This is a genomic window from Streptomyces sp. NPDC008139 (assembly GCF_042957025.1).
Classification (GTDB): domain Bacteria; phylum Actinomycetota; class Actinomycetes; order Streptomycetales; family Streptomycetaceae; genus Actinacidiphila.
The window spans coordinates 279,726-303,416 of the sequence record NZ_JBIBHM010000006.1 but is presented as its reverse complement, the minus strand read 5'-3'; the positions used below and the strand labels follow the sequence as shown (position 1 = coordinate 303,416).

23 protein-coding genes are annotated in these 23,691 nt (G+C 70.5%); 10 read left to right on the top strand and 13 right to left on the bottom strand.

From position 1 onward, the window contains the following. Positions 1-37: 37 nt before the first annotated feature. Positions 38-673 (top strand): TetR family transcriptional regulator, encoded by a 636-nt coding sequence (locus ACFZBB_RS14930; protein WP_391121737.1) that lies wholly within the window; start codon positions 38-40, stop codon positions 671-673. Positions 674-680: 7 nt separating this feature from the next. Here ACFZBB_RS14930 and ACFZBB_RS14925 read toward each other — a convergent pair whose 3' ends face one another. The 3 genes from ACFZBB_RS14925 to ACFZBB_RS14915 all read right to left on the bottom strand — a co-directional run bounded on the left by ACFZBB_RS14925 (position 681) and on the right by ACFZBB_RS14915 (position 2,544). Further along, entirely contained in the window at positions 681-1,043 is a 363-nt protein-coding gene (locus tag ACFZBB_RS14925; protein ID WP_391121734.1) for a hypothetical protein, read from the bottom strand. A gap of 97 nt (positions 1,044-1,140) precedes the next feature. Next, positions 1,141-1,602, bottom strand: a complete 462-nt coding sequence (locus tag ACFZBB_RS14920; protein WP_391121731.1) for an RbsD/FucU domain-containing protein — start codon at positions 1,600-1,602, stop codon at positions 1,141-1,143. A 105-nt stretch (positions 1,603-1,707) separates the two neighbouring features. Further along, a complete protein-coding gene (locus tag ACFZBB_RS14915) occupies positions 1,708-2,544 on the bottom strand; it encodes a chitosanase (RefSeq protein ID WP_355340133.1) in 837 nt (278 codons plus the stop codon). A 231-nt stretch (positions 2,545-2,775) separates the two neighbouring features. On the opposite strand from ACFZBB_RS14915, the gene ACFZBB_RS14910 reads away from it, so the two are divergent. Both ACFZBB_RS14910 and ACFZBB_RS14905 read left to right on the top strand, forming a co-directional pair. Then, positions 2,776-3,012: a DUF2277 family protein gene (locus ACFZBB_RS14910; protein ID WP_391121728.1), complete on the top strand. Its 237-nt coding sequence runs from the start codon at positions 2,776-2,778 to the stop codon at positions 3,010-3,012. Positions 3,013-3,044: 32 nt separating this feature from the next. Beyond that, complete coding sequence (locus ACFZBB_RS14905) at positions 3,045-3,485, top strand: PPOX class F420-dependent oxidoreductase (protein WP_355339645.1); 441 nt, start codon at positions 3,045-3,047, stop codon at positions 3,483-3,485. A 1,106-nt stretch (positions 3,486-4,591) separates the two neighbouring features. Here ACFZBB_RS14905 and ACFZBB_RS14900 read toward each other — a convergent pair. Together ACFZBB_RS14900 and ACFZBB_RS14895 are read right to left on the bottom strand one after the other, a co-directional pair. Beyond that, entirely contained in the window at positions 4,592-6,055 is a 1,464-nt protein-coding gene (locus ACFZBB_RS14900) for an LCP family protein (protein ID WP_391121725.1), read from the bottom strand. A gap of 349 nt (positions 6,056-6,404) precedes the next feature. Further along, entirely contained in the window at positions 6,405-7,271 is an 867-nt protein-coding gene (locus tag ACFZBB_RS14895) for a Scr1 family TA system antitoxin-like transcriptional regulator (RefSeq protein ID WP_391121722.1), read from the bottom strand. 181 nt (positions 7,272-7,452) lie between these two features. Here ACFZBB_RS14895 and ACFZBB_RS14890 point away from each other — a divergent pair, with 181 nt between their 5' ends. Continuing rightward, on the top strand, positions 7,453-7,929 hold the full coding sequence (locus ACFZBB_RS14890; RefSeq protein ID WP_355339636.1) for an ATP-binding protein: 477 nt from the start codon (positions 7,453-7,455) through the stop codon (positions 7,927-7,929). A gap of 39 nt (positions 7,930-7,968) precedes the next feature. On the opposite strand, the gene ACFZBB_RS14885 is transcribed toward ACFZBB_RS14890, so the two are convergent. Further along, positions 7,969-8,205: a DUF397 domain-containing protein gene (locus ACFZBB_RS14885; RefSeq protein ID WP_355339633.1), complete on the bottom strand. Its 237-nt coding sequence runs from the start codon at positions 8,203-8,205 to the stop codon at positions 7,969-7,971. A gap of 256 nt (positions 8,206-8,461) precedes the next feature. Between ACFZBB_RS14885 and metG the strand changes: the two genes are divergently transcribed. Continuing rightward, positions 8,462-10,195, top strand: a complete 1,734-nt coding sequence (gene metG / locus ACFZBB_RS14880) for a methionine--tRNA ligase (protein ID WP_391121719.1) — start codon at positions 8,462-8,464, stop codon at positions 10,193-10,195. Between the two features lie 31 nt (positions 10,196-10,226). Here the strand turns inward: metG and ACFZBB_RS14875 are convergent, their stop codons facing one another. From ACFZBB_RS14875 to aspS, 4 genes are all read right to left on the bottom strand, one after another. Continuing rightward, positions 10,227-11,036 carry a hypothetical protein gene (locus ACFZBB_RS14875; RefSeq protein WP_391121716.1) on the bottom strand — a complete coding sequence of 270 codons (810 nt, stop codon included), beginning with the start codon at positions 11,034-11,036 and terminating at the stop codon, positions 10,227-10,229. A 29-nt stretch (positions 11,037-11,065) separates the two neighbouring features. Beyond that, positions 11,066-11,890, bottom strand: a complete 825-nt coding sequence (locus ACFZBB_RS14870) for a hypothetical protein (protein ID WP_391121713.1) — start codon at positions 11,888-11,890, stop codon at positions 11,066-11,068. After that, positions 11,880-12,395 carry a SigE family RNA polymerase sigma factor gene (locus ACFZBB_RS14865; protein WP_391121710.1) on the bottom strand — a complete coding sequence of 172 codons (516 nt, stop codon included), beginning with the start codon at positions 12,393-12,395 and terminating at the stop codon, positions 11,880-11,882. The genes ACFZBB_RS14870 and ACFZBB_RS14865 overlap by 11 nt, the downstream gene beginning before the upstream one ends. A gap of 308 nt (positions 12,396-12,703) precedes the next feature. Then, positions 12,704-14,458: an aspartate--tRNA ligase gene (gene aspS / locus ACFZBB_RS14860; RefSeq protein ID WP_391121707.1), complete on the bottom strand. Its 1,755-nt coding sequence runs from the start codon at positions 14,456-14,458 to the stop codon at positions 12,704-12,706. Positions 14,459-14,619: 161 nt separating this feature from the next. On the opposite strand from aspS, the gene ACFZBB_RS14855 reads away from it, so the two are divergent. Then, positions 14,620-16,737 carry a SpoIIE family protein phosphatase gene (locus tag ACFZBB_RS14855; RefSeq protein ID WP_391121704.1) on the top strand — a complete coding sequence of 706 codons (2,118 nt, stop codon included), beginning with the start codon at positions 14,620-14,622 and terminating at the stop codon, positions 16,735-16,737. A gap of 220 nt (positions 16,738-16,957) precedes the next feature. Next, a complete protein-coding gene (locus tag ACFZBB_RS14850) occupies positions 16,958-18,163 on the top strand; it encodes an acyltransferase family protein (protein WP_391121701.1) in 1,206 nt (401 codons plus the stop codon). Here ACFZBB_RS14850 and ACFZBB_RS14845 read toward each other — a convergent pair. Further along, positions 18,111-18,563, bottom strand: a complete 453-nt coding sequence (locus ACFZBB_RS14845; RefSeq protein WP_391121699.1) for an ATP-binding protein — start codon at positions 18,561-18,563, stop codon at positions 18,111-18,113. The genes ACFZBB_RS14850 and ACFZBB_RS14845 overlap by 53 nt on opposite strands. Before the next feature lie 215 nt (positions 18,564-18,778). On the opposite strand from ACFZBB_RS14845, the gene ACFZBB_RS14840 reads away from it, so the two are divergent. Further along, on the top strand, positions 18,779-19,630 hold the full coding sequence (locus tag ACFZBB_RS14840; protein ID WP_391121696.1) for a Scr1 family TA system antitoxin-like transcriptional regulator: 852 nt from the start codon (positions 18,779-18,781) through the stop codon (positions 19,628-19,630). Between the two features lie 12 nt (positions 19,631-19,642). Further along, positions 19,643-19,834, top strand: coding sequence for a hypothetical protein (locus ACFZBB_RS14835; protein ID WP_391121693.1), 192 nt, complete (start codon positions 19,643-19,645; stop codon positions 19,832-19,834). Between the two features lie 61 nt (positions 19,835-19,895). Here ACFZBB_RS14835 and ACFZBB_RS14830 read toward each other — a convergent pair whose 3' ends face one another. Continuing rightward, positions 19,896-20,858 (bottom strand): pirin family protein, encoded by a 963-nt coding sequence (locus tag ACFZBB_RS14830; RefSeq protein WP_391121690.1) that lies wholly within the window; start codon positions 20,856-20,858, stop codon positions 19,896-19,898. 181 nt (positions 20,859-21,039) lie between these two features. Continuing rightward, positions 21,040-21,483 carry an SseB family protein gene (locus ACFZBB_RS14825; protein ID WP_188282518.1) on the bottom strand — a complete coding sequence of 148 codons (444 nt, stop codon included), beginning with the start codon at positions 21,481-21,483 and terminating at the stop codon, positions 21,040-21,042. Between the two features lie 136 nt (positions 21,484-21,619). On the opposite strand from ACFZBB_RS14825, the gene ACFZBB_RS14820 reads away from it, so the two are divergent. Next, positions 21,620-23,446 carry an acyl-CoA dehydrogenase C-terminal domain-containing protein gene (locus ACFZBB_RS14820; RefSeq protein WP_391121687.1) on the top strand — a complete coding sequence of 609 codons (1,827 nt, stop codon included), beginning with the start codon at positions 21,620-21,622 and terminating at the stop codon, positions 23,444-23,446. Positions 23,447-23,691 lie beyond the last annotated feature (245 nt).

Genomic DNA, 23,691 nt, shown 5'->3' with positions numbered 1-23,691 from the left:
CGATTCACCTTGTGGTGACGGGTGTTAACCTGCGGATATGACGCCTCCCGTCAAGCGCACCGCACCGGCCCGCCGCAGTGGACAGCACCACGGCGACCTCCGCAACGCCCTGGAGCGGGCCGCCCTCGGCCTCGTCGCCGAGCGCGGGCCGCACGGCTTCACGCTCGCGGAGGCCAGCAGGCGGGCGGGGGTCAGCGCCGCGGCGCCGTACAAGCACTTCGCCGACCGGGACGCGCTGCTGGCGGCGCTGGCCGAGCGCGGGTACCGCGAGCAGCACCGCCGGTTCTCGGCCGCCGTCCGTCAATCCGCGGACCCGGTCGAGCAGTTGGCGGACTTCGCCGCCGCGTACGTCCGGTTCGCGGTGGAGGAACGGGCCCTGTTCGACATCACGTTCAGCGCGGGACTCGACAAGTCCCGCTATCCGAGCCTGGCTTCGGCGGGCGACCAGGTGCTGACCGCCGTGCTCCCGACGGCCCGCCGCCTCACCTCGGGCGACCGCGCGGTGGAGTTGATACTGGACGTCTCCTCGGCCGCCCACGGCCTGGTCCTCTTCCTCGCGGAGGGCCTGCTCGGCCCGGCGCCGGACGCCGTCGCCCGCGCGGAGTCCCGCGCCGCGCGCACCGCCCGCGCCCTGGCCCGCGCGCTGCCGACCGCCGCGCGGGAGCCGCACTGACGCGTCGTCAGAGGTCGGTGATCTCCTGGGCGTAGAGCGTGGTGAGCGGCTGCGGGCCCACGTACTGCTGGCAGTTGCACGTGCCCGGCTCGTAGTGCGTGGGCTTCTTGTCCGCGTCCCAGGCCGTGGGGACCTCGACGGTCTCGTGGCAGCGGCCCGACTTGTCGTGCTTGGCCAGGTGGTGGGTGCAGCCGCAGACCGGCTCGGGGCCGCGCCCCGCCGCCTCCAACTCACGGCGCTCCTTGCGGTCCGCCTCAAGGCGCTCCATCGTGCGCTCGTGCCGGGTGCGCAGCGCGGTGCGGACGGTGTCGGCGATCGAGGTGAAACCGCCGACCGCGAAGAGGGCGATCACCCACCAGATCCAGTTCATGCGGACGCAAACCCCCGTGTCGAGCGTGTACAGCGTGTGGGCACCAGCGTAAGCCGCCGCCCGGCCGGTCCGGCAGGGGGCGACGGCCGTCCGCCGCTCAGCGGTCCTCCGACCGCACCCCGATCGTGAGCAGCAGATTGGCGTACGTACGCCGGTCGCCGGTGGCCACCACGAGGGCGGTGTCGGGGCCGCGGGCCGCGTCGTAGAAGGCGAAGCGGTCGAGACCGTCGAGGGTGAGGCCGGGGAGGGCGGTACGGAACTCGGCGAAGATCTCCGGCTCGGAAAGGTCGGAAGTGTCGGACGTCCCGGACGTGTCGTCAGCGTCAGGCGGCGGGGTCATGACGGCCGCCGCCTCGATCGGGATCGCGTCGACCAGGGCTTCCAGCACCTCGGTGACCAGCAGCCGGTCGGGGCTGAGGTTGAGGTAGACGCGCTCGGCGGCCGGGTTGGCGCCCGTGGTGTGCGGATAGTGGCCGTCGCTGATCAGGACGCGGGAGCCGTGGCCCGCGGCGGCGAGCGCGGCGAGGATCGCGGGGTGGGTCAGTCCGTAGCGCAGCATGGGCGGCGGCTCCTTCGATACATCCGATCTCTGCATCCGACCCCGGGAGCGTACCCGGCCCGCCGACACAAGGGTCGGCGGGCCGGGGGCGGGAAGCGTCGGGCGCTACGGAAGCGTCAGGATCTGGTACGAGTCACCGTACGTCTTCCACTTCAGCGGCGGGTCCAGGTTGAGGTTGCCCGCGTTGAGGAAGACGCGCTGCTCGGTGTCGACGCGGCTGGTGTCGTCGTGGGCGTCCTCGGTCTTCATCGCGGCCTTGCGGGCGTCGAGGAAGGCGTTGAGGTACGTGGTCTCGTTGCCGCCCTGGGCCGGGGTCTTGGCCTTCTTCATGGCGGTCTTGCGGATGCCGCCGAAGCTGACGGAGTCGTCGCCGGGGCCGTGCATCACGATGGCGTCGTAGTAGATGAACTGGCCGAGGGTGCCGAGGCCGTCCGTCTTGGCCTGGTTGACCGACGGGTTGAAGTAGACGCGGTCGCGCTCGTCGTTCTGCGCGGTCTGGAAGACGGTGTCCTTGGCGGCGGTCTTCCACGCGCTCACGAACGCCGAGCCGAGGCCGGAGTGCGAGTCGGAGCCGTTGACGCTCTCCAGTGCGGGGAGGTACTTGGCCAGGACGTTGCCGGGCTTGAGGTCGTTGTAGTGCTTGACCAGGTCCAGCATGTCGCCGGTGCCGGAACAGAAGCCGATGATGCCCGCGGTGTAGCCGCGGCCGTCGCCGATGTCCTCGATGTACTTGTACTGGGCCTTCCAGTCCAGCGAGGAGTTCTCCGCGCTGGAGACCAGCTCCATCGCGATTTCCTTCTTGTGCGGGTCGGCGAGACCGGCTGCCGCCGCCTTGGGCGCGACGGCGGCGGCGTGCGCGCCGGGCGCGGTGGCCGCGTTGCCCGCCGTGGCCAGGGCCAGCGAGGCGCCGCCGCCCGCCAGTACGCCGACGGCGGCGATCATGGCTATCCGGCGGCTGGGGCGCCGGTTCGAGCGGTGCGAGTGGGGGGATCGGTGCACGTGCGTCTCCGTTTCCGGCCGTCGGAGGAACGGCCAACTGCGGGGGCCTGCTGTGCAGTTAGGAAAGGTTCCTAACCAATGGAGAGCATTGAAGCACTGCGACGGCCGCACGCCAAGAGGCCGCCGCGACCGAGTTCGGGTCGCGATGTCGTACCCCCGCGCGACACTGGAGGCATGTGCAGAAGCATCAAGACCCTCCGACCGCCGATGACGCCCGATCCGGACGAGGACGACATCAAAGCGGCGGCGCTCCAGTACGTCCGCAAGATCTCCGGTTTCCGCGCGCCCGCCGCGCACAACCGGGAGGTCTTCGACGCCGCCGTTACCGCCGTCGCCGCGGCCACCGCCGACCTCCTCGACGGCCTGGAGGTACGCGGCGCCGCCGCCCACACCCACGGCGGGGCGGCCTGACCCCCGGCCCCGCCCGGCCCTAATCTGACCCCATGCAGCACATGACCGAGGCCGAATGGCGCGCATTCGCCTCCACCGGTACCCGCACGGGGAAGCTCGCCGTCCAGCGCAAGGACGGCGGTCCCCACGTCACGCCCGTCTGGTTCCTGCTCGACGACACCGACCCCTCCGATATCCGCGTCGTCTTCAACACCGGCAGCGACTCCCTCAAGGGCAAGGCCCTGCGCCGCGACGCCCGCTTCGCGCTCTGTGTGGACGACCAGGAGCCGCCCTACTCCTACGTCCTCTTCGAGTGCACCGCCGAGCTCGTCGAGGACCCCGCCGCCCTGCTTCACTGGTCCACCAAGATCGGTTCCCGCTACATGGGCTCCGCCCGGGGGGCCGAATTCGGCGCCCGCAACGCCGTTCCCGGCGAATATCTCGTCCGTGGCCGCATCAACCGTGTCACGGCCCAAGCCGCCGTAGCCGACTAGCCCCCGGGGGCCCGGCCCCCGCCCCGGACGGCGAGCCGATCTTTCCCGGGGCCCGACCCCCGCCCCGGACGGCGAGCCGATCTTTCCCGGGGCCCGGCCCCCGCACCCGCACCCGCCCCGAACGGCCAGCCGATCTTTCCCGGGGCGCCGCCCCGGTCCCCGCACCCGCACCCGCCCCGGGCGGTGGGCCGAACTTTTCAGGGCGCTGCCCCGGTCCCCGCACCCGCCCCGGGCGGTGGGCCGACTCTTTTCCGGGGCGCCGCCCCGGTCCCCGCACCTGCCCGGGGCAGTAGGCCGATCTTTTTAGGGGCGCGGGGAACTGCGCGACCAGCCCCCACCGGGCTTTCAGCCCGGACACAACCGCATCTGCCCCGCTGGGGCCGGTTTTCACGGCGCACCACCGCCGTGGCTGAGCGCGCAGTTCCCCGCGCCCCTAAAAACACGGTGTGCCGCCCAGCGCAAGGAAACCGCCCGGGGCCACGCCCCTAAAAACACGTGGCTGCCGCCCCGGCAGATGAACCGCCCAGGGCCGCGCCCCGAAAAGATCGGCGTACCGCCCTGGGCAGAGGAACCGCCCAGGGGCCGCGCCCCAAAAAAACACGTGGCTGCCCCCCCCGGCAGATGAACCGCCCTGGGCCGCGCCCCTAAAAATCGGCGTGCCGCCCAGCGCAAAGGAACCGCCCAGGGGCCACGCCCCTAAAAACACGTGGGCTGCCGCCCAGCGCAAAGGAACCGCCCGGGGCCACGCCCCGAAAAACACGTGGCCGGCGCCCCGGCAGAAGAACCGCCCAGGGGCCACGCCCCAAAAAACACGTGGCCGGCGCCCCGGCAGAAGAACCGCCCAGGGGCCACGCCCCAAAAAACACGTGGGCTGCCGCCCCGGCAAAGGAACCGCCCGGGGCCGCGCCCCGAAAAGATCGGCGTGCCGCCCTGGGCAGAGGAACCGCCCAGGGGCCGCGCCCCAAAAACACGTGGCCGGCGCCCCGGCAGAAGAACCGCCCAGGGGCCGCGCCCCAAAAAACACGGCGTGCCGCCCAGCGCAAAGGAACCGCCCAGGGGCCGCGCCCCTGAAAGAGCCCCCCTGCCCGGGAGGGGCCCGGCGGGGGCTAGCCGTAGGAGAGTTTCTTGCAGGGATCGGTGTCCGCGGCGCGAGCCTGCTGCGTGAGATTGGTGGGCAACGGCTTCGGCTTGCTCGCCGCCGAGGCGAAATCCTGGCCGACGACGAGATTGATGCCCGAGATGTCGAGCGGAGCGAGCTCCGCGCCGGGAAAGAGCTTGGCGAGCTCGGTGGCGTGCGCCTTGTCGGCGGGCCCGTACTCGATACGGGTGGTGGCGTGGTCCTGGGACTTGGCGGTGGAGGTCCCGGTGACGGTGTAGCCGGAGCCCTTGAGCTTGTCGGCGGCCTTGCCGCCGAGCCCGTCCACGGTGGTGCCGTTGAAGACGCCGACCGAGACGCCGGTGCCGTCGACCGTGGCGGCGGGTGTCGGGGAGGCCGTCGACTTCGGCTTGCCCGAGGCGTCGACGCCTTCCAGCGTGCGGTTGGCCCGCAGCTCCGCGAAGAGGTCGTCCACGTCGGGGTGGACGAGGTCGATGCGCGGCCCGTCGTACTTCCACGGCGCGGTGATGAACTGGATGTTCTTGAGGTCGATGTTCTTCAGCGACAGCCCGAAGGACATCAGCTTGGTGGCGCTGCCGAGCCCCGGGTCCACGGTGAGCGACTTGGTGGCGGCGTCGGCCAGCGGCAGCAGCGTCGTCGGGTTCATGCCCTGCCCCTTGATCTTGGCGATCAGGGCGGACAGGAACGCCTGCTGCCGCAGCATGCGGCCGACGTCGGAGTTGTCGCCGACCCCGTGCCGTACGCGGACGTAGTCCAGCGCCCGCTGGCCCTGGAGATTCTGCATGCCCGCGTCGAGGACGACCTTGCCCTTGCTGCCGCGGTTGGGGTTCATGTCCCCCTGGTAGATCTTGTTCGGCACGCAGACCTCGACGCCGTGCACGGCGGAGGTCATGGACGCGAAGCCCTCGAAGTCGACCACCATGGTGTGGTCCACGCGCAGCCCGGACAGCTTCTCGATGGTGTTCTGCGTACACGCCGGATTGCCCTTGGCCGTGTCGCCCATCGAGAACGCCGAGTTGAACTGCGCCCTGGGCTGGTCCGGCGACCACTTGCCGTCGGGCAGCAGGCACGGGGGTATGTCGACCATCGAGTCACGCGGTACGGAGATGCCCACCGCGTGTTTGTGGTCGGGGTAGACGTGCAGCAGGATCGTGGTGTCCGAGCGGCCGATGTCGCCCGAGGCGGAGCCGCCGAGCTTGCCGTTCGCGCCGGAGCGGGTGTCGGAGCCGATCAGCAGGACGTTGACGGCGGTGTGGCCGTTGGCGTCCGCGGGCCCGGCCTTGGGCCGGTTCTTGCTCAGCCCCGCCGAGTCGAACGTCGATATGTTGGCGTTGAGCTTCAGGTAGATCGCGCCGGCGCCGCCGGCCAGCAGCACCACGAAGGCGACGGATATCGCGATGATCCAGCGCTTGCGACTGCGCTTGGGTTCTCGCTTGCGCCCACGAACGCCCATTCCCACACCTTCAGTCCGGTGGCTCGCACGCACACGACGAAGCCCCAACGTTTACCACTTGAACCATCCCGCTCGTATGACGCGCGTCACACCGGTTCCACCTCGGGGGAATTGCCCGGCGAGACACTGTACGCGGTGCGCATTTCGGTAATCGTCAATGCGGGGAGGGTGACGGAATCGGGAGCGGAAGCTCCGCATCCGCGACCGTCCACGACTGTCTGCGGCTGTCCGCGGCTGTCCGCGGCTGTCCGCGACCGTCGGGTCCCGCCCGGGATTGTCCGTGGCGCGGGGCGCATGCGAAGGGCCGACTCCCACCGTCACCGGTGGAAGTCGGCCCCGGGCGCACGACTCACAGTTCGCGCTGGAAGGAGTTCAGCCAGTCCAGGGAAGCGGTAGGCGTCAGCGCGACATCACTCAGCGCGTTCATCGCCTTCTGGTACTCGACCACTTCGTCGGGCTTGTCGATGTAGAGCGCCCCGGTGAGCTGCTCCAGGTAGACCAGGTCCGGCAGATCGGACTCCGGGAAGCTCAGCAGCGTGAAGGCGCCGCCGCCCGCAGCGTGCCCGCCCGTGGCGAACGGCAGGATGCGGACGTCGACGTTGGGCCGCTCGGCGGCTTCCAGGATGTGCCGCACCTGGTCGATCATCACCTGCCGGCCGCCGAACGGACGGCGCAGCGCGCCCTCGTCCATGACGGCGACGAAGTGGGGCGCCTGCTCGGAGACGAGAAGCTTTTGCCGCTCCAGGCGTAGACCGACTCGTCTTTCCACCCAGGGCACGGCTGCCTCGGGGTGACCAAGCCGGATCACCGATCTTATGTAGTCCTCGGTCTGCAACAGGCCGTGCACGAACTGCACTTCGAAGGTGCGGATCAGCGCGGCCGACTCCTCCAGACCCACGTACGTCTGGAACCACGTCGGCATGACCTCGCCGTACCCGTGCCACCAGCCGGCCGCGTTGGCCTCGCGGACCAGGCCCAGCATGGCCGCCCGCTCGGCGTCGTCGGTGACCTCGTAGAGGGTCAGCAGATCGGCGACGTCACGCTCCTTGAAACTGACTCTTCCCAGCTCCATGCGGCTGATCTTCGACTCGGAGGCCCGGATCGAGTAGCCCGCCAGCTCGCGGGTGATGCCCTTGGACTCACGCAGCCGCCGCAGCTGCGCTCCGAGCAGCATTCGTCGCACGATGGACCCGCCTCCCGGCTGCCCTGCGCTCATAGGTCACGCTCCGCCCTTGGTTCATCAGCAGTCTGCCACTAACGGACTGCGCGGTGTACCCATTCGGTCACTCTCCACCGACACGTGCATCAATTCCTTGCAGATGCACGTGCAGACGCTCTTGCATCGGAGGGTGCTGATCCATGAGCATGGTGGACGTGCAGATACCCCGGGGGCACGTATGAAGGCAGAGGCAGTCGCCGTGCTGGAGCCGTTATGGCAGGGAGTGCTCGCGCCTGAGCGCGTGGCCTCGGGTAACGGAGCCACCTGTGAGCTGCCCGCCGCCCTGGAGTCAGTGGGTGAGGCACGTCACTTCACGCGCGCGACGCTCCAACGATGGGATCTGTCCACGCTCCGCGACTCGGTCGAACTGGTCGCGTCCGAGCTGGTGACCAACGCGCTGCGGTACGCGGTGCCGATCGGCGCGCCCGGCGCCCCGGTACGGCTGAGCCTGGTGCGCTGGACTTCGCGCGTGGTGTGTGCGGTGCGTGACCCCAGCGGGGTGGCGCCCGTCGCCAAGGACCCTGATTTCGTGGCCGAGACCGGCCGCGGACTTCATCTGGTGGACTCGTTCAGCGAGAACTGGGGATGGCACCCGCTGAGCGGCACGGGAAAGGTCGTCTGGGCGCTTTTTCTCACACCGGGCGGACCCTGTTAGTTCCGCCGGTTCCACGCGGGTCGCGGCGCAACCGGCGCATTACGGGACCAGGTGGTCGAATTCACCGGCTTTCACGCCGATGATCATCGATTCGATCTCCGCACGTGTGTATATCAGCGCCGGCCCCTCGGGGAAGCGCGAATTCCGTACGGCGACCTCGCCGTCGGGCAGGGCGGCGAACTCGACGCACGTTCCATTGGCATTGCTGTGACGGCTCTTCTGCCAGACCACTCCGCGTAGGTCTTCTGCAGCCATTCCGTTGTGCGTCCGGCGCATCAGCCACTCCCCATAAGTGCCATGTCTGGTACGGCAGATCATAACTCGTTGGGCAGGCACGTGCATGTGCACGTGCATGTGCACGTGCAGTCACTCGCTGTGATCTTCAGGGCTCGGCTCCTCAGGGCTGTTCACAGCCCTTCACCGCTCGGCTACCCGGAAAAGGGGCGGCGGATGCCCCCCGGTCGTCCGATACGATATTGACCGTCCGTAGAGGAATTACTCACTCCCCGCAACGAATTGGGAGCAGCCCGCAATGGCGCGTCACCTCATCACCTCAGCCCTCCCCTATATCAACGGGATCAAGCATCTGGGCAACATGGTGGGGTCCATGCTCCCGGCCGACGTCTACTCGCGGTATCTGCGGCAGCGCGGCCACGACGTCCTCTACATCTGCGCCACCGACGAGCACGGCACCCCCGCCGAGCTGGCCGCCAAGGAGGCAGGCCTGCCGGTCGACGTCTTCTGCGGCCAGGCGCACCTCGCGCAGAAGGCGATCTACGACGGCTTCGAGCTGTCCTTCGACCACTTCGGCCGCAGCTCCTCGGCGGAGAACCGCGACATCACCCAGCACTTCGCGCGCAGGCTCAACGAGAACGGCTTCATCGAGGAGCGGGCCGTCCGGCAGGTCTACTCGCTCGCCGACGAACGCTTCCTGCCCGACCGCTACATCGTCGGCACGTGCCCGTACTGCGGATACGACAAGGCCCGCGGCGACCAGTGCGAGAACTGCACGCGGGTGCTCGACCCGACCGACCTCATCGACGCGCGCTCCGCGATCAGCGGCAGCAGCGCGCTGGAGGTCCGCGAGACCAAGCACCTGTTCCTCCTCCAGTCCAAGCTCGCCGGCGAGGTCGAGGCGTGGATCGACGCGAACGGCGCCGACTGGCCAACCCTGGCCTCGTCCATCGCGCGGAAATGGCTCACCGAGGGACTCCAGGACCGGGCGATCACCCGTGACCTGGATTGGGGCGTTCCCGTACCGGCCGACACCTGGCCGGAGCTGGCCGCGGACGGAAAGGTGTTCTACGTCTGGTTCGACGCACCCATCGAGTACATCGGTTCCACCAAGGAGTGGGCCGACGCCGCGCCCGAGGGTGAAGCACGCGACTGGAAGTCGTGGTGGTACGAGGCCGACGACACCGTCCGTTACACCGAGTTCATGGCCAAGGACAATGTGCCCTTCCACACTGTGATGTTCCCGGCGACCCAACTGGGCACCCGTGAACCGTGGAAGAAGGTCGACTACGTCAAGGCCTTCAACTGGCTGAACTACTACGGCGGCAAGTTCTCCACCTCGCAGCGCCGCGGTGTCTTCACCGACGCCGCCCTCGAGTTGCTGCCCGCCGACTACTGGCGCTACTTCCTCATCGCGAACGCGCCGGAGTCCGACGACACCTCCTTCACCTGGGAGCTGTTCGCGGCGGGCGTCAACAAGGACCTCGCCGACACCCTCGGCAATTTCGTCAACCGCGTCCTGTCCTTCTCGCGCAAGCGATTCGGCGACGAAGTGCCCGCGGGTTCGGCGGCCGGCGCCGCCGAGGCGAAGCTCGGCGAGCAGATCGCCGCGCTGCTCGCCGAATACGAGGGCCACATGGAGACGCTGCAATTCCGCAAGGCCGCGCAGTCGTTGCGGGCGCTGTGGAGTGCGGGCAACTCCTACCTGGAGGAGAAGGCCCCCTGGATGGAGATCAAGACCGACCAGGACGGCGCCGCGCTCACGCTGCGTACCGCGATGAATCTCATCCACCTCTACGCGGTGGTCTCCGAGCCGTTCATCCCGGCCTCGTCCGCCGCCATGCGGGCCGCCTTCGCGCTGCCCGCCGACGACGCCCGCTGGGTCACCGCCGACGAGGCCCGCGCGCTGGACTCGGTGCCCGCGGGCACCTCCTTCACGGTGCCGCCGGTGCTCTTCGCGAAGATCTCCGACGAGGACCTGGCGTCGTACATCGAGCGGTTCGGCGGCGACCCGGACGCACCGGCCGCCTGAGGCACGCGATCGGGGCCGTGCGTACGGCCGTTCAGCGCGCCAGCGCGGCCCCGTCGCCCATGACCACCACCGGGTGCAGCTTCGGGTCCAGGGTGCGCAGCAGCGTCCGCATGGCCTGCTGCGGCAGCGACACACAGCCCTGGGTCGGGCCTCCGTGGTCCACGTGCAGCCAGATGCCGCCGCCGCGCGAGGCGCCCAGCGGGCGCGTCCAGTCGCGCGGTGAAGTGCCGGGCACGTGGTTGTAGTTGATGGCGATGACGTAGTCGAAGGAGCCCGCCAGCGGCTCGCCCCTGAAGCCGGTGCCGGACACGCTGAAGCCGATCGGCGCGTGGTCGTAGGGGAGTTCGGTGCCGGGGTCGGGGAGGCGGCCGCCCGCGTCGGTGAGGCCGAAGACGCCGATCGGTGAGCGCAGATCGCCGGTGTGGTGCGTGTCGGTCCAGCCGCGCAGCGCGTTGTGCGCGGCCCACACCGGACCCGACGGCCGCCAACCGGCCGTGTCCTCACGGGTGTAGAAGGTGACCTTCGCGTCCGGCGAGTCGGGGCCCGCGCCGGTGACCAGGACGGCCTGCCGCGCGTCGGCGGGGATCTGCGAGCGCGTCTTCGGCCCCAGGCCCGGCAGTTGGGCGGGCGGCGCGGGCGTCGTCCGCACCGGCTCGGGCGCTGACCTGCCTGCCCGGCCCGCGGGACCGCTCACCACCGTGCTCAGCGGCCCCTCGTCGCCGACCTTCGACGCCCGCACCCCCGTGCCGCCGCCCACGCAGCCGGACACCAGCGGGGCGGCGGCCAGCGCGGTCAGGACGGCGGCGGCCAGGAGACGGCGGGGACGACGGGGGGTGCGCATGACGTGGTGGGGGCCTTTCACGGGAGCCTTCACGAGAAGACGGCGTTCTTCAGCGCGTCGTTGATCTGGGACTGCTGCGCGTCGGTGGCGTCGGCCAGGCACACCGAGACCTCGATCAGGACGTCGGAGCCGGACGCGTCGGTGAGCAGGGCCTTGGTCTGCGCGGTGCCGCCGACCGCCCGGCAGGCGCTGACGACGACGGACGAAGTCACCGGGTGGCCGTCGGCGTTGAGCTTGTCCGCCGTCATCTTGCTGTGCCGGAGCGTCAGCATCATCAGCACCCCGCCGCGCGTCAGGGTGCGGACCAGCGGGGTGCAGAAGCCGTCCAGCGGCTTGACGCAGCCGTCGGTCGGCAGGCCGAGCGCCTGCGAGGAGACGAAGACGTCGCCGGTCTTGGGCGCGACGACCGTCGACCAGCCGGGCGGCAACCGCAGGTCGAGACCAGCCAGTTCGGGGAAGTGGTACGTGACCGCCGCCGACGCGGCGGACGGCGACTCGGTCGCGCGGGTCGTCTGGCCGGTGCTCGGCGTCGGGCTCGGACCGCTGTCCACCGGGCGGGTCGCCGTCGAAGCGCTCGCCGTCGGGCCGCCGCTGCCGGACGCGGGCGGCGCGAGCGAGGTGACGACGGCGGGCGGCGCCGGGGCGCTCGCCGCGCCGCCGAGACCGGGCAGCACCGTCCCGGCCGCCGCGACCGCCACCACGACGGTGGCGGACATCCCGACCGCGCGGCGCCTGCGACGGCGCAGCGCACGCTCCTTGACCCGCTCCAACCGCTGTACGGGGGCGGGCAGTTGGGGCACCGCGCGCTCCAGCAGGTCGCGCAGCTCGTCCTCCGCGAAACGCTCATCCGGCATGGTGTTCACCTCCGACGCCCGTGTCGACCGCTTCGGGCAGCCGTCCGCGCAGCGCCCGCAGCGCCTTGGACGACTGGCTCTTGACGGTGCCCTCCGTGCAGCCGAGGACATCCGCGGTGTCGGCCACGCTCAGGTCCTCGAAGTAGCGCAGCACGACCACCGCGCGCTGGCGTACCGGCAGTTCCCGTATCGCCGCCGCCAGCGCCTGCTCCAGGTCCACGTCCCCGTACGGGTCCGCCGGCTGCGGGCGGTCGGGCAGCTCGCCGTGCGGCACCTCGCCGCGCCAGCGCCGCCGCCACCACGAGGCGTGCGTGTGCACCAGCGCCTTGCGTACGTACGCCTCCGGGCTGTCGCCCGCGATCCGGTGCCACTTCGGCCACACCCTGGCCAGCACCGTCTGGAGCAGGTCCTCTGCGAGGTGCGGGTCGCCGGTCAACAGCCACGCGACCCGCAGCAGTCTGGGGCCGCGGGCCGCCACGAACTCCTCGAAACCGGGGTGCGACACCGTTGTTCCTCTCCACACCCCTTCAACGCGGTGACCCGCCCCCGGGGTTGCCCCCCGCTCGCCCCTCCCGAGACGCGGTCCTTCTGCCGGGGCGGCGACCCGAGTCCTCAGGGGCGCTGGGGGCACCTCCCAGCGGTAGCTGGGGGAGGAACTGCGCGACCGGCCACGACGCTTCCGCAGATCACCACCGGCCCCAGCGGGACACTTCGGTGGTGTCCCGACCACCGGGCCCGGCGGGGGCTGGCCGCACCTTCCCAGCGCCCCTGAAAAGCAGGCCCTGTGCCGCCGCCCCGGCCCGCAGGGGCGAGCTACTTCTTCCGGAGCTGGATGTGGAGCTCGCGCAGCCGCGCCTCCTCGACCTCGGAGGGCGCGCCCATGAGCAGGTCCTGGGCATTCTGGTTGAGCGGAAACGCGATCGTCTCGCGGATGTTGGGCTCATCGGCGAGGAGCATGACCATGCGGTCGACGCCCGGCGCGATGCCACCGTGCGGCGGCGCGCCGAAGTGGAAGGCGCGGAGCATGCCGCCGAACTCGGCCTCCACCGTCTCGCGGGTGTAGCCCGCGATCTCGAACGCGCGGTACATGACGGCGGGTTCGTGGTTACGGATGGCCCCGGAGGACAGCTCGATGCCGTTGCAGACGATGTCGTACTGCCAGGCCAGGATGTCCAGCGGGTCCTTGGTGTTGAGGGCTTCGAGGCCGCCCTGCGGCATGGAGAAGGGGTTGTGCGAGAACTCCACGGCCCCGGTGTCCTCGTTGCGCTCGAACATCGGGAAGTCGACGATCCAGCAGAAACGGAAGACGTTCTCCTCGAACTGGCCGGTGCGCTTGGCGGCCTCGACCCGGACCGGGCCCATGATCTTGGAGACCTCGTCGAACTCACCGGCGCCGAAGAAGATCGCGGTGCCGGGCTTGGCGCCGACGGCGGCGAGCAGCGCGGTGACGTCCTCGGGGGTGAGGAATTTGGCGATCGGGCCGGTCAACGCGTTGCCGTCGCCGACCCGGACCCAGGCCAGGCCCTTGGCGCCGAGCGAGACCGCGTACTCGCCGAGCTGGTCGAAGAACTTGCGCGGCTGCTCGGCGGTGTCGGGCACGGCCAGCGCGCGTACGTGCTTGTCGGCGAAGGCCTTGAAGCCGCTCCCGGCGAACACGTCGGAGACGTCGACCAGTTCGAGCGTGGTGCGCAGGTCCGGCTTGTCGTTGCCGTACTTGAGCATCGACTCGCGGAAGGGGATGCGCGGGAAGGGCGAGGTGACCGTGCGTCCGCCGCCCAGCTCGGTGAAGAGGTCGGTCATGACCTTCTCGATGACGCCGAAGACGTCCTCCTGCTCGACGAAGCTCATCTCGACGTCGAGCTGGTAGAACTCGCCGGGCGAGCGGTCGGCGCGCGAGTCCTCGTCGCGGAAGCAGGGCGCGATCTGGAAGTAGCGGTCGAAGCCGGAGATCATCAGGAGCTGCTTGAACTGCTGCGGGGCCTGCGGCAGCGCGTAGAACTTCCCGGCGTGCACGCGGGAGGGCACCAGGAAGTCGCGGGCGCCCTCGGGGGAGGTGGCCGACAGGATCGGGGTGGCCATCTCGTTGAAGCCGAGCGCGGTCATCTCGCGGCGCAGGAAGGAGATGACCTGGGTGCGCAGCATGATGTTGCGGTGCATGCGCTGGCGGCGCAGGTCGAGGAAGCGGTTGGTGAGCCGCATCTCCTCGTTCGCGTTGTCCTCGGGGAAGACCGGGAAGGGGAGCGGGTCGGCCGCGCCCAGCACCTCAAGGGCGGTCACGTCGACCTCGACCTCGCCGGTCGGCAGCTCCGGGTTGACGTTCTCCGCGGAGCGGGCCAGGACGCGGCCGTCGACGCGGACGACGGACTCCTTGGACTGGCCGCTGAGCTGGTCGTACACCGGGGAGCCGGGGCGGACGACGAGCTGGGTGAAGCCGTAGTGGTCGCGCAGGTCGACGAAGAGGATGCCGCCCAGGTCGCGGCGATTGTGCAGCCAGCCGGACAGGCGGACGTCGGTGTCGACGTCGGTGGCGCGCAGCTCGCCGCAGGTGTGGGACCGGTACCGGTGCATCATTCGTCCTCGACGCTGGATGTTGGGTGGGTGGCCGGGCCAGCGGCCCAGCACAGCTTACCGGCGCCCGCACACCGGCCTCACTCCGGATTCGGTGGGGCGTAAGGCCACGAAGGCCGCCCTACTGGGCCATAACGCCCCAATTCTCATAAACTGGCAAAATGCGCACCGAGGACGTCCTGGCCGCAGTCGGCACCGGGCTGTGGCAGTGGGACGAGGCCACCGGCACCGTGACGGTCGACGCCCGCGCCGCGCGCCTGCTCGGGCTGTCCGGCGGCCCGGCCGAGCACCGGACGTCCGCCGTTCGGGCATGCCTGCACGCCGCCGACTACGTGTCGCTGGCCGGCGCGGTCTCGCTGGCCTACTCGGAGGGCACGGTGGCCGAGGCGCTGGTGCGGGTGGTGGGCGACGACGGCGCGACCCTGCGGACGGTACGGGCCAGGGTGCGCCCGCAGGGCACGGTGATGGCGGGCACGCTGCACGAGGTGCGCGGCGGCCCCTCACGGGCGGCGGCGCAGGCGGGCGGCGGCTGGCGGCGGGCCAGGGAGGCGTTCCTGCTGGACGCGGGGCGCGCGCTGGCCGAGGCCGACTCCACCGCCGAGGTGCTGCGGGTGGCGGCCACCTTGTCGATGCCGGGCTTCTCGCCCGACGGGCTCGCCGTCTTCGGCACGGACGGCGACCGGCTGTCGGTGATCGGGCACCACGGGCAGGCGGCGGGCGCCGAGGACCCCTTCCTCGACATGCCGCTGGACACCGACTACCCGGCCGCGCTGGTGGTCCGTACCGGCCAGGCGGTCTATCTGCCGTCGCCGGCCGCGTACGAGGACCGCTTCCCGGTCACCTGGCCGCTGGTGAAACCGTTCGGCCGCTCCTCCTGGGCGTATCTCCCGCTGGTCGTGGCCGGGTCCACGATCGGCGCCTGGATGGCGGCCTTCCGCGACCCGGTGGTCTTCACACCCGACGAGCGCTCGGTGCTCACCACGGTGGCCCGGATGCTCGCGCAGGCGCTGTCCCGCGCTCATCTGCACGAGTCGGAGCGCGCCCTGACCGACGGCCTCCAGCGCACGATGCTGCCCGCGCGCAGGCCCGGCATCGAGGGCATGGCGGTGGCCGCCCGGTACGTGCCGACCGGCGGCGGCCTCCAGGTCGGCGGCGACTGGTACGACGTGATCGGGCTGCCGTCGGGCCGTACCGCGATCGTCATCGGCGACGTCCAGGGCCATGACGTACGGGCCGCGGGGATCATGGGCCAGCTGCGGATCGCGCTGCGCGCCTACGCGGCCGAGGGCCACCACCCGGACGCGGTGCTCTCGCGCACCTCCCGCTTTCTGGCCGGGCTGCACGACAGGCTCCCCGACGGGCCGGCGGACGGGCTGCGCGACGGCCTGCACGAGGGGCTGAGCGCCGACGAGTCCGCCGACGTGCGCTTCGCGACCTGCCTCTATCTGGAGGCCGACCCGCTGACCGGCACGCTCGACGTGGTGCGCGCCGGGCACCCGGAGCCCGCGATCCGGCTCGGCGACGGTACGACGATCGTCCGGCGTACGGCGGGCGGTCTGCCGCTGGGCATCGAGCCGGACACCGACTACCCGACGACCCGGCTGGTCCTGGAGCCCGGCGAGGTGCTGCTGCTGTGCACCGACGGCCTGATCGAGACCGGCGGGCACGATCTGGAGACCGGCTGGCAGCGGCTGCGCAATGTGCTGGAGGCCGGGCCCGCGGACGATCTGGAGGAGCTGGCCGACTCCCTGATCCGCGCGGTGCACGGGCCCGCCTCCCACCACACCACCGGGCCGCTGGCCGACCGCCGCGAGGACGACATCGCACTGGTCCTGCTGCGCCGCGACCCCGACGGCCCGACCTGCGCGGTCCCGGTCCGCCGCGCGGTGCTGACCGTCTCGCAGACCGACCCGGGCCGCATCCGCGCCACCCGCGAGGACATCCGCGCCCTCCTGCACGACTGGACCTCGGCCGACCAGGTCGAGTCCGCCGTCCTGCTCGTCTCCGAACTGGTCACCAACGTGCTGGTGCACACCGACGAGGACGCCGTACTGACCGCCATGGTCACCGGCATGCCCGGCACCCGCCGCCTCCACGTCGAGGTCGGCGACCGCTCCGACGACATGCCGCACCGCCGCTCCCCCGGCGAGATGGCCTCCTCCGGCCGCGGCCTGATGCTCATCGAGGAGCTCGCCGACGCCTGGGGCGTCGACCCGCACGGCGACGGCAAGTCCATCTGGTTCGAGCTGTACGAGGCGACGAGCCCGTCGATCGGGTGACCGCCCGGCGGGGGGCGGGGTCGGCCGCGGATTCGAATCCGTCACGGTCGTGTGAACCGGCCGTGAAACGGAGGAAAACACTGGTCGCACAGAGCTGTTGGGCCCGCTCCAACGCCCCGTGGAGCCGGTGCCTCCACCTAGCCTGAACGCCTACGTGACGGGCGATCGAATGGCCGACCGCGCGCCCTGACCCTCACGCCGGCGAAAAGGCAGCACTGGGATGAGCCTGAAACTCCCCGCACCCACGGACGATCCGACATCGCCCGGCGATCCGACCGCGCCCGGCGACCCGGCGTCGCCCAGCCACGTACCGGCGGCGTCCGCCGCACCGGCACCACGCGGCGGCGGGAAGGGCCGGTTGCGGGCGCTGGACGGGCTGCGGCTGGTGGCCGCGCTCATGGTGGCGATCTACCACCTGGCCTTCCGGGGCAGCGGAGCCTGGCGCGGACAGCCGCTGGAGATCTTCCCGCACCTGTCGCACGCCGCCGCGTACGGACCGCTGGGCGTGCAGTTCTTCTTCATCATCAGCGGCTTCGTGATCTGCATGAGCGGCTGGGGCCGCAGCGTCAAGGCGTTCGCGATCTCCCGGATCAGCCGCCTGTACCCGGCGTACTGGGCGGCGCTGATCCTGGTGACCGTCGTCCTGTTCGTCCTCGGCTACAAGACCGTCTCGCGCACCGACCTGCTCACCAACTTCACGATGCTCCAGACCCCGGCGGGCTCCGAGCGCGTCCTGGGCGTCTCCTGGACACTGTGGGCCGAGATGCGCTTCTACGTGCTCTTCGCCGTCACCGTCCTGTGGCGCGGCGCCACCCGCAAGCGCGTCCTGGCCTTCTGCGCCCTGTGGACGATCGGCGCCCTGTACGCGGACTCCTCCGGCCAGGAGTTCCTCAAGCTGGCCCTGATGCCCGAGTACGCGCCCTTCTTCATCGGCGGCATCGGCCTCTACCTGCTGCGCCGCTTCGGCCACGACCTGCTGACCTGGGGCGTCGTCGCGACCGGCTTCCTGCTCGGCCAGCACTACGCGGTCCTGGGCCTCGTCCCCAAGCCCGGTGTGGCCGTCACCTTCCACCGCTCGCCGACCGTCGTCATCGCTCTGGTCGCCGCGGGCTTCGCCGCCATCGCCGCGGTGACGCTCGTGCGCCGCGTCGCCGACGTCGACTGGCGCTGGCTGACCACGGCGGGCGCCCTGACGTACCCCTTCTACCTGGTCCACGAGATCCTGGGCACGCTCGTCATCGAGAAGCTGAAGGCCCACACCGGCATACCGAACTACGGCGTGCTCGCCCTCGCCATCGGCTCGATGCTGCTGCTCGCCTACCTCGTCTACCGCCTGGTCGAACGCCCCCTGACCCCGGTGCTGCGCCGCGCGCTCACCCACCAGGCCAACCGCCTGTCCGAACCCCGCCCGGCCTCGACCGGCTGACGTCGCTGAGCCCGGCGACCACCGACTTCCCGCGCACCGGGCGCGGCACGACCCCCCAGACCTCCGCGAGGGCGTCGATGAGCACCAGCCCCCTTCCGCCCTCGCTCTCCGGGCCGGCCTCGGCCAACTCCGGCTTCTCCGCGCCGCCGTCGGACACCGCCACCCAGTAGTGCCCGTCGGCGGGCCACAGCACCAGCTCGATGACCGCGTCCTCCTCGCACCGGTCGCCGTGCCGCACGGCGTTCGTGACCAGCTCACTGGTCACCAGCCCCAGATCCGCGGCCAGTTGGGGTTCCACCCCACGGGGGAGCGCCTCCGCGACGGCATGCCGCGCCCGGTGCACGGACTCCGGCCGCGCCGGAAAGCGCCAGAGCGCTGGTAAGCGGGGGATTTCAGGCATGACGAACTCCGTTGCGTCGAAGGGGTCTTGTGGCGTTCTGAGGGTTCGCCGGTGGCATGCCGCCGTCACTCGCGGTGCGCTTCCGACGTAGTTGTGCGTAGCTGCGCGCTACTACGGTAGGGCATTGGGGGTACGTGTGCTACCGATTCGCCGATGACCCGTTGGACCGGGCTTCTCACCGCAAGGCAGACTGGGCCACGGAGGGGAGGGAGCCCATGCCGCCGAGAAGCAACCCGACAGCACGCCAGCAGCGTCTGGGTGCGGAGCTCCGCAAGCTACGGGAGGACGCGGGGCTGTCCACCGAGCAGGCGGCCGCCCTGCTGGACACGAAGCGGACCGTCATCTCCAGCACCGAGGCCGGTCGGCACGGGACCAGTCCCGAACGGGTGCGCCGGATCGCCTTCGTCTACGAGTGCACCGACCAAGCGCTGATCGACGCGCTGGTGGCGATGTGCGGCGATCGCGTGCGCGGCTGGTGGGAGGCGTACGAGGACGTCCTGCCGTCGACCTTCCTCGACATCGCCGAACTGGAGTGGCACGCCCAGGGCTTGCGCGTCAGCACGATGACCCACATGCCCGGCCAGTTCCAGACCGAGGCTTACGCCCGCGCCCTCTTCGACGCCGCCATCCCGGCGTTGCCCCCGGCCGAGTACGAGGCCAGGGTCGCCCACCGCGTCCAACGCCACGAGGCGATCGACCGGCAGGACGCCCCGCCGTACGAACTCGTCGTCCACGAGGGTGTCCTCCGTACCGAGGTGGGCGGGCGCGCGGTCCTGCGCGACCAGCTCAACCACCTGATGACCGCCGCCGAACGCGACAACGTCACGGTCCAGGCCATCCCGTTCTCCGCCGGTGCCTTTCCCGGCTCGGGCCAGTCCATCCTCTACGCCCGAGGCCAGGTCGCCCGCTTGGACACGGCCCTGCTGGACCGCGCCACGGTCGGCGAATTCCTGCACACCGAGGCGCACTTGTGCAAGTACCGACTGCACCTCGACGAGATGCAACGCATAGCCCTTCCGCCCGAAAAGACGCGCGACCTCGTGCACTCCATCACGTCCCAGCTCTAGGAGAGTCCCCCCGTGCCCGACATCACCTGGGAAGCCCCCTTCTGCCAAGACGCAAGCAACTGCTTCCGCCTCGGCACCGACGCCGACGGCAACGGCTACATAGCCGTCAACGGCCGCGAGGACGAATACCTCACCGACACCCGCGAAGCCCTCCGCACCCTGATCACCGACATCAAAGCCGGCAAGGCCGACCACCTGCTGTAGGCCGGCCACCTCGCGGTCAAGGAGCCCCCGACGGCCCCTGCGAGCCGCCGGGGCGGCCCGCCTAGCGGCCGAGGACGGTGTCGGCCGGGATGGTGCCGAGGCGGCCGGCCTGGAAGTCGTCGAACGCCTGGGCCAGTTCGGCGTGGGTGTTCATGACGAAGGGGCCGTACTGCATCATCGGCTCGCGGATCGGGAGGCCGCCGAGCAGGACGACCTCGAAGTTGGGCGAGCGGGACTCCTGGGTCTCGTCCGCGCGGATGGTGAGGGAGTCTCCCTTGCCGAAGACGACCGCCTGGCCCATACGGAAGGGGCGGGCGTCGGGGCCCGCGAAGCCGCGGCCGGCGAGGCCGTAGGCGAGGGCGTTGAAGTCGGCGCGCCAGGGCAGGGTGACCGAGGCCCCGGGGTTCACCGAGACGTGGATCATCGTGATCGGGGTGTGGGTGGCGCCGGGGCCCTCGTGGCCCGCGAGGTCACCGGCGATCAGCCGGATCAGCGCGCCGCCGTCACCCGAGGTGAGCAGCTTCAGGCCGCCCGCCCGGATGTCCTGGTACTTGGGCGGCATCATCTTGTCGGCCTTCGGCAGATTCACCCAGAGCTGGAGGCCGTGGAAGAGGCCGCCGCTGGTGACCAGCGACTCCGGCGGGGTCTCGATGTGCAGCAGCCCGGACCCGGCGGTCATCCACTGGGTGTCGCCGTTGGTGATCGTGCCGCCACCGCCGTGCGAGTCCTGGTGGATGAAGGTGCCGTCCATGATGTACGTGACGGTCTCGAAGCCGCGGTGCGGGTGCCAGGGGGTGCCCTTGGGCTCTCCCGGCGCGTACTCCACCTCACCCATCTGGTCCATCATGATGAACGGGTCGAGGTTGCGGTAGTCGATGCCCGCGAAGGCGCGGCGCACGGGGAAGCCCTCCCCCTCGAAACCGCTCGGCGCGGTGGACACCTGTAGCGCCTTGCGGGGCTGGGCGTCGTCGGCCGCGCTCACACGCGGCAGGGTCAGCGGATTCTCTACGGTCACGGCGGGCATGACTGCCTCCTTCGGGATGCTCCGGTTCCAAAGTAGTTGAACACTGAACATCTCGCAAGGCGTGACTATTCCAGCACTCACCGGAGGGGAAGATCGAAAGCGCGGACGTACGGTCCAGGACGTGCGCTCGTACGGTCTCAGGCGTGGCGTCGTACGGTCTCAGGCGTGCGGCCGGGCGGCCTCAGCCGTACATCCGGCGCATCGTGAAGTCGACCATCTGCTCGACCGCCTTGGCGTCGAAGACCATGCGATGCTGGCCGTCGATGTCCAGCACGAAGCCGTAGCCGGTGGGCAGCAGGTCCAGCACCTCGGCGCCGGTGATCACGAAGTACTTGGACTCCTTGCCCGCGTACCGCCGCAGCTCCTTCAGGGAGGTGAACATCGGGATGACCGGCTGCTGGGTGTCGTGCAGCGCCAGGAAGCCCGGATTGTCGCCGCGCGGGCAGTACACCTTGGACGTGGCGAAGATCGCCTGGAAGTCCTCGGCGGCCATCGAACCCGTGGTGAAGGCGCGGACCGCGTCGGCCAGGGACGGCGGGGAGGGCTCCGGATAGCCACCGGGCATGGGTGCGGCGCCCTGGACCGGGCCGGGTCCGGGATTCACGCTCTGCTCGTAGCCGTACACGGCCTCAAGAGTAACGGCCCCCGGGACGAGGAAACGGTCACATCCGACCCTTCCGGGGTTGCTTCTTATTACCGACGGGTAGCATTATTTTCCACGAGTGCCACGACCACCCCACTTGCGATACGGAGCCGACGTCATGGGCCACTACAAGTCGAACCTCCGCGACATCGAGTTCAACCTCTTCGAGGTGCTCGGCCGCGACCAGCTCTACGGCACGGGTCCGTTCGCCGAGATGGACGTGGAGACCGCGAAGGACGTCCTCGCCGAGCTGGCGCGCATGGCGGAGAACGAGCTGGCGGAGTCCTTCGCCGACGCCGACCGCAACCCGCCGGTCTTCGACCCGAAGACCAACACCGCCCCGGTGCCCGAGACCTTCAAGAAGAGCTACCAGGCCTTCATGGACGCCGAGTACTGGCGGCTCGGCCTCCCCGAGGAGATCGGCGGCACCACCGCGCCGCGCTCCCTGATCTGGTCCTACGCGGAGCTGGTGCTGGGCGCCAACCCCGCCGTGTGGATGTACTCCTCGGGCCCGGCCTTCGCCGGAATCCTCTTCGAGGAGGGCACCGAGGAGCAGAAGAAGATCGCCGCGCTCATGGTCGACAAGCAGTGGGGCTCCACCATGGTCCTCACCGAGCCCGACGCGGGCTCCGACGTCGGCGCGGGCCGTACGAAGGCGGTCAAGCAGGACGACGGCACCTGGCACATCGAGGGCGTCAAGCGCTTCATCACCTCGGGCGAGCACGACATGTCCGAGAACATCATCCACTACGTGCTGGCCCGCCCCGAGGGCGCGGGACCCGGCACCAAGGGCCTGTCGCTGTTCATGGTCCCGAAGTACGAGTTCGACTTCGAGACCGGCGAGCTGGGCGAGCGCAACGGCGTCTACGCCACCAACGTCGAGCACAAGATGGGCCTGAAGGCGTCCAACACCTGCGAGATGACCTTCGGCGACGGGCTCCCCGCCAAGGGCTGGCTGATCGGCGAGAAGCACGACGGCATCCGGCAGATGTTCCGGATCATCGAATTCGCCCGCATGATGGTCGGCACGAAGGCCATCGCGACGCTCTCCACCGGCTACCTGAACGCGCTGGAGTACGCCAAGGAGCGCGTGCAGGGCCCGGACCTCGCGCAGTTCATGGACAAGACCGCGCCCAAGGTCACCATCACCCACCACCCCGACGTCCGCCGCTCGCTCATGACGCAGAAGGCGTACGCCGAGGGCATGCGGGCGCTGGTGCTCTACACCGCCTCCGTGCAGGACGCCATCCAGGTCGCCGAGGCGGCCGGCGAGGACGCCACGAGGCTGCACGGGCTCAACGACCTGCTGCTGCCCATCGTCAAGGGCTACGGCTCCGAGAAGTCGTACGAGCAGCTCGCCCAGTCCCTCCAGACCTTCGGCGGCTCCGGGTACCTCCAGGAGTACCCGATCGAGCAGTACATCCGGGACGCCAAGATCGACACGCTCTACGAGGGCACCACCGCCATCCAGGGCCAGGACTACTTCTTCCGGAAGATCGTCCGCGACCAGGGGCAGGCCATGACGGCGCTCAGCGAGGAGATCAAGAAGTTCCTCGCCGAGGCCACGGGCGGGGAGGACCTGGCCGCCGCCCGCGACCAGCTCGCCAAGGCCGCGGTGGACCTGGAGGCGATCGTCGGCGCCATGCTCACGGACCTTTCGGCCACCGAGCAGGATGTCCGCTCGATCTACAAGGTGGGGCTCAACACCACACGGCTGCTGCTCGCCTCCGGTGACGTGGTCATCGGGTACCTGCTCCTGCGCGGGGCCGGCGTGGCCGCCGAGAAGCTTTCCGGGGCCTCCGCCAAGGACGCCGCCTTCTACGCGGGGAAGGTCGCCGCCGCGAAGTTCTTCGCCGCCAATGTCCTTCCAGGCGTGGGGACGGCTCGGTCCCTGGCCGAATCCGTCGACCTCGGCCTCATGGACCTCCCGGAGGACTCCTTCTGACCCGCCCCCGGCCGTGCGCCTGGCGGCGAGCCGATCTTGTAGGGGCGCTGGGGGCACCCCCGGCCGAAGGTTGGGGGAGGAACTGCGCGCTCAGCCACGACGCTCCCGCAGGTCGCCATCCGCCCCGGCGGGGCAGTCCGGTTGTCTCCGGACCACCCGCCGGTGGGGGCTTGTCGCGCAGTTCCCCGCGCCCCTGAAAACCAGGCCCTGCGCAAGGCGAAGCCACAGGGGCCGTGCCCCTAGAA